This is a genomic window from Pseudomonas sp. HMWF006, from assembly GCF_003061205.1.
GTDB lineage: Bacteria > Pseudomonadota > Gammaproteobacteria > Pseudomonadales > Pseudomonadaceae > Aquipseudomonas > Aquipseudomonas monsensis.
The window spans coordinates 11,607-16,146 of record NZ_QAIU01000447.1 but is presented as its reverse complement, the minus strand read 5'-3'; the positions used below and the strand labels follow the sequence as shown (position 1 = coordinate 16,146).

Genomic DNA, 4,540 nt, shown 5'->3' with positions numbered 1-4,540 from the left:
CTGCTGGCCCCGGCCGACGAAGTCATGAACCCGGATACAGAGTTGCTGCTGGTGTTCGCGGCGCGTGCCCAGCATCTGGCCGAAGTGATTCGCCCGGCGCTGGCCCGCGGCGCCGTGGTCCTGTGTGATCGTTTTACCGATTCGACTTACGCCTATCAGGGCGGCGGCCGTGGTTTGTCGCTGGAGCGGATCGCCACGCTGGAAACCTTCGTGCAAGGTGACCTGCGTCCGGACCTGACGCTGATTTTCGATCTGCCGGTGGAAATCGGCCTGGCCCGCGCCAGTGCCCGTGGCCGTCTGGATCGTTTCGAGCTGGAAGGCCGGGCATTTTTCGAGGCCGTGCGTAACGCGTTCCTCAAGCGTGCCGAAGCCGATCCTGCGCGCTACGTGCGGATCGACGCCGGTCAGCCGTTGGCCAAGGTTCAACAATCGCTGGATACCCTGATTCCGAATTTGCTGGAGCTGAGCCGTGGCTGAGGCCTATCCATGGCAGGACAGCCTCTGGCAGCAACTGGCCGGACGTAGCCAGCACGCCCACGCCTACCTGCTGCATGGTCCGGCCGGCATCGGCAAACGTGCGCTGGCCGAACGCTTGATGGCCAGCCTGCTGTGCCAGCGCCCGACGCCTGAGGCTTGCGGCGAGTGCAAATCCTGCCTGCTGCTCAAGGCCGGCAGTCACCCCGATAATTACATCCTCGAACCGGAAGAGGCCGACAAGGCCATCAAGGTTGATCAAGTGCGTGATCTGGTCAGCTTCGTGGTGCAGACCGCGCAGCTGGGCGGGCGCAAAGTGGTGTTGATCGAGCCGGTCGAGTCGATGAACATCAATGCTGCCAACGCCTTGCTCAAGAGTCTGGAAGAACCGTCCGGCAATACCGTGCTGCTGCTGGTCAGTCACCAGCCGAGCCGTTTGTTGCCGACGATCAAAAGTCGTTGCGTGCAGCAGGCCTGTCCGCTGCCGGGTGAGGCGATGAGCCTGCAATGGCTGGCCCAGGCATTGCCGGACTGTTCCGCAGAAGAGCGTGTCGAACTGCTGACGCTGGCGGCCGGTTCGCCGTTGGCGGCGGTCAGCCTGCAGTCGCAAGGCGTGCGCGAACAACGCGCGCAAGTGGTCGAAGGCGTAAAGAAGCTGCTCAAGCAACAGCAATCCCCAACGCAACTGGCCGAGGAATGGAAAAACATTCCAATGCTGCGCCTGTTCGACTGGTTCTGCGACTGGTCGAGCCTGATCCTGCGCTATCAACTGACTCAGGATGAAACCGGCCTCGGCCTGACCGATATGCGCAAGGTCGTGCAGTACCTGGCGCAGAAAAGTGCCCAGGGTAAAGTGCTCGATATCCAGGACTGGATTCTCGCCCAGCGCCAGAAAGTCCTGAGCAAGGCCAACCTCAATCCGGCCCTGCTGCTGGAGGCGCTCTTGGTGCAATGGGCGGGATTGCCTGGTCAAAGATAAGAATGTTTACCTAGACTCTGAACATCAGCAGTGGAGGTCGTCATGAATGAACCCGCCAGCCCGGGGCCGCGTAACGGCATCTTGTCTCTGACCATCAAGGACAAGTCGGTGCTTTATGCCGCCTACATGCCATTCATCAAGAACGGTGGCCTGTTCATCCCGACCAACAAGAGCTACAAGTTGGGCGATGAGGTGTTCATGCTGCTGAACCTGATGGACGAGGCCGAAAAGATTCCGGTCGCCGGCCGAGTCACCTGGATCACGCCCAAGGGCGCGCAGGGCAATCGCGCTGCCGGTGTCGGCGTGCAGTTCAACGAGGGCGACAACACCGCCCGCAGTCGCATCGAAACCCATCTGGCCGGAGCCCTGAAGTCCGACCGTCCCACCCATACGATGTAAGTAGCCGTGTTTTTATGCTCGTAGATTCCCATTGTCACCTTGATCGCCTCGACCTCGCCGCCCATGACGGCTCGCTGGATGCCGCACTCGACGCGGCTCGCGCACGCGGGGTCGGGCACTTTCTGTGCATCGGCGTGAGTGCCGATAATGCTGCCGATGTCAAAGCCCTGGCTGAGCGTTATGCCGACGTCGATTGCTCGGTCGGCGTGCATCCTCTGGACGTGCAACCTGGCGCGGCCCCGGCGCTGGACTGGCTGCTGGAAGAACTCAATCACCCGAAAGTGGTGGCGATCGGTGAAACCGGTCTGGACTACCACTACGAGCCGGAAGCTGCCGAGTTGCAGCAGCAATCCTTCCGCCTCCACCTGCAAGCCGCCCGGCAGACCGGCAAACCGGTAATCATCCATACTCGCGGCGCCCGTGCCGATACCCTTGAGCTGCTGCGCGAAGCAGCACTGCCTCAGGCCGGTGTGCTGCATTGCTTCACCGAAGACTGGGACATGGCCAAGGCGGCGCTGGACATGGGGTATTACATTTCCCTGTCGGGCATCGTCACGTTCCGCAATGCCGATGCGCTGCGCGACGTCGCGAGCAAGGTTCCGGCGGATCGCCTGCTGGTGGAGACCGACTCGCCGTATCTGGCGCCGATTCCTTATCGGGGCAAGCCAAACCTGCCGCAATACGTGCGCGAAGTGGCGGAGTTTCTGGCGATGTTGCGTGGGGAAAACTACGAGCGGTTTGCCGAGCAGACCACTGAAAATTTCAAGCGGCTGTTCCCTCTGGCCTCTGTCAAATCTGCCATGTAGGCGTTGCCGAAGGCTGCGATCGGTTGATCGTGCTCTTGGGAGATAAAGTCAAAAGATTGCAGCCTGCGGCAGTGCCTGCTGGTGAGCGATCATCAAATTGCAGGCAAAAAAAACCCGGGTTCTGGGGGGTGAATCCGGGTTAAGACCATTAGGAGTAAAACAAAGGCACGCGGTCCCTTGGTACCTTTACCGGCACGACACTTGGGGGAGATGTCGCCCGACAGTTCAAGTATTGATCAGTCTGGCGTGCAGTCCAGTTAGCCGGTCGGGGTTTTTAAACAAATTTGGAATACGTTCGCTTCGGTTGAGTTCTCATTGCGCCCTAATCGTTCTCAAAACGAACGGGAAACACAGATATGGTCGGATGATCCGTGCATTTTTGTGCAAGTTAGGCATAATACGCGGCTTCGAATTTTGACCCTTCAGACCTTTTCTTATGCACAAAGAACCTCGTAAGGTCCGTGAGTTTCGTCGCCGCGAGCAAGAAATTCTCGATACCGCGCTCAAGCTGTTCCTCGATCAAGGTGAAGACAGTGTCACCGTCGAGATGATTGCTGATGCCGTGGGTATCGGCAAAGGCACGATCTACAAGCATTTCAAGTCCAAGGCCGAGATCTATCTGCGGCTGATGCTCGATTACGAGCGCGATTTGAACGAGCTGCTGCATTCGGCCGATGTCGACAAGGACAAGGAAGCATTGTCCCGTGCCTACTTCGAATTCCGCATGCGCGACCCGCAGCGCTATCGCCTGTTCGACCGCCTCGAAGAGAAGGTGGTCAAGGGTAATCAGGTGCCGGAAATGGTCGAGGAGCTGCACAAGATCCGTGCCTCGAACTTCGAACGCCTGACCCTGCTGATCAAGGGCCGCATCAGCGAAGGCAAGCTCGAAGACGTGCCGCCGTACTTCCACTACTGCGCATCCTGGGCACTGGTGCACGGCGCTGTCGCGCTGTATCACTCGCCGTTCTGGAGCAATGTGCTGGAAGATCAGGAAGGTTTCTTCCAGTTCCTGATGGACATCGGCGTGCGGATGGGCAACAAGCGCAAGCGCGACCCGGAAACCCCGAGCAGCTGAATCATTCAGCGACCTGATGGCGCCATGATTTCGCTACATGACGCAGTACCGCAGGAATATACTCAGGCATAGGGCTTGCTAAAACTTGATTTGTGAGTCAAGTTTTAGCGGCTCGAATTTCTATCGCCGGAGTGATCATGATCGTTGACCGTCAAGGCAGGCGTTTTCGCAATTTGCGGATCAGTCTGACTTCCGCCTGCAATTACGCCTGTACCTACTGCGTGCCCAACGGCAAGCGGCTGGTGGCTGCGCAGGATGAGCTGTCGGCCGAAGCGATGGCACGCGGTGTGGCGTATCTGATAGAAGCCGCCGGGATCGAGCGCTTGCGCATCACCGGTGGCGAGCCGCTGGTCAGCCCCAAACTCGAGTCATTCATGACTGCCGTCGGCCGGATGGGGCTGGAAGACATCAGCCTGACCACCAATGGCCAACTCCTCGCGAAGAAACTGCCGTTGCTGGTGGATGCTGGTCTGCGCCGGATCAACGTGTCCCTCGATACCCTTGACGCCGGTGCGTTCCGCAGCATCGCCCGTGGCGGCGATCTGGCGAGCGTGCTCGACGGCATGGACCAGGCGAAAGCGGCGGGGCTGAAGATCAAGGTCAACATGGTGCCATTGCGCGGGCAGAACCTCGATCAGGTCATGCCACTGCTCGATTACTGCCTGGAACGTGGCTATGAGCTGCGCTTCATCGAGTTGATGCGCATGGGCCACCTCGCCACCGACTCCAATGCCTTCCTGCAACAGTTTGTCAGCCTGCAGCAACTGCTGAGCCTGATTGGCGAGCGCTACGAATACGCCCAGGCCG

6 protein-coding genes are annotated in these 4,540 nt (G+C 59.4%); all 6 read left to right on the top strand.

Translation table 11 applies throughout. From position 1 onward, the window contains the following. The coding region (tmk, locus tag DBR24_RS18960) for a dTMP kinase (RefSeq protein ID WP_256591641.1) at window positions 1-477 on the top strand (477 nt) is incomplete at its 5' end. Further along, window positions 470-1,453 carry a DNA polymerase III subunit delta' gene (locus DBR24_RS18955; protein WP_123466780.1) on the top strand — a complete coding sequence of 328 codons (984 nt, stop codon included), beginning with the start codon at window positions 470-472 and terminating at the stop codon, window positions 1,451-1,453. The genes tmk and DBR24_RS18955, both read left to right, overlap by 8 nt. Window positions 1,454-1,495: 42 nt before the next feature. After that, window positions 1,496-1,852, top strand: a complete 357-nt coding sequence (locus DBR24_RS18950) for a PilZ domain-containing protein (RefSeq protein WP_123466778.1) — start codon at window positions 1,496-1,498, stop codon at window positions 1,850-1,852. A 14-nt stretch (window positions 1,853-1,866) separates the two neighbouring features. Continuing rightward, window positions 1,867-2,658: a TatD family hydrolase gene (locus DBR24_RS18945; RefSeq protein WP_123466776.1), complete on the top strand. Its 792-nt coding sequence runs from the start codon at window positions 1,867-1,869 to the stop codon at window positions 2,656-2,658. 436 nt (window positions 2,659-3,094) lie between these two features. Continuing rightward, window positions 3,095-3,733, top strand: a complete 639-nt coding sequence (locus tag DBR24_RS18940; RefSeq protein ID WP_007908276.1) for a TetR/AcrR family transcriptional regulator — start codon at window positions 3,095-3,097, stop codon at window positions 3,731-3,733. 137 nt (window positions 3,734-3,870) lie between these two features. Beyond that, on the top strand, window positions 3,871-4,540 hold a 670-nt coding region (locus DBR24_RS18935), incomplete at its 3' end, for a GTP 3',8-cyclase MoaA (protein ID WP_371921329.1).

Coding starts and splice junctions, on each gene's coding strand:
- DBR24_RS18950 (WP_123466778.1), top strand. CDS start 1,496: ATGAATGAACCCGCCAGCCCGGGGCCGCGTAACGGCATCTTGTCTCTG.
- DBR24_RS18945 (WP_123466776.1), top strand. CDS start 1,867: ATGCTCGTAGATTCCCATTGTCACCTTGATCGCCTCGACCTCGCCGCC.
- DBR24_RS18940 (WP_007908276.1), top strand. CDS start 3,095: ATGCACAAAGAACCTCGTAAGGTCCGTGAGTTTCGTCGCCGCGAGCAA.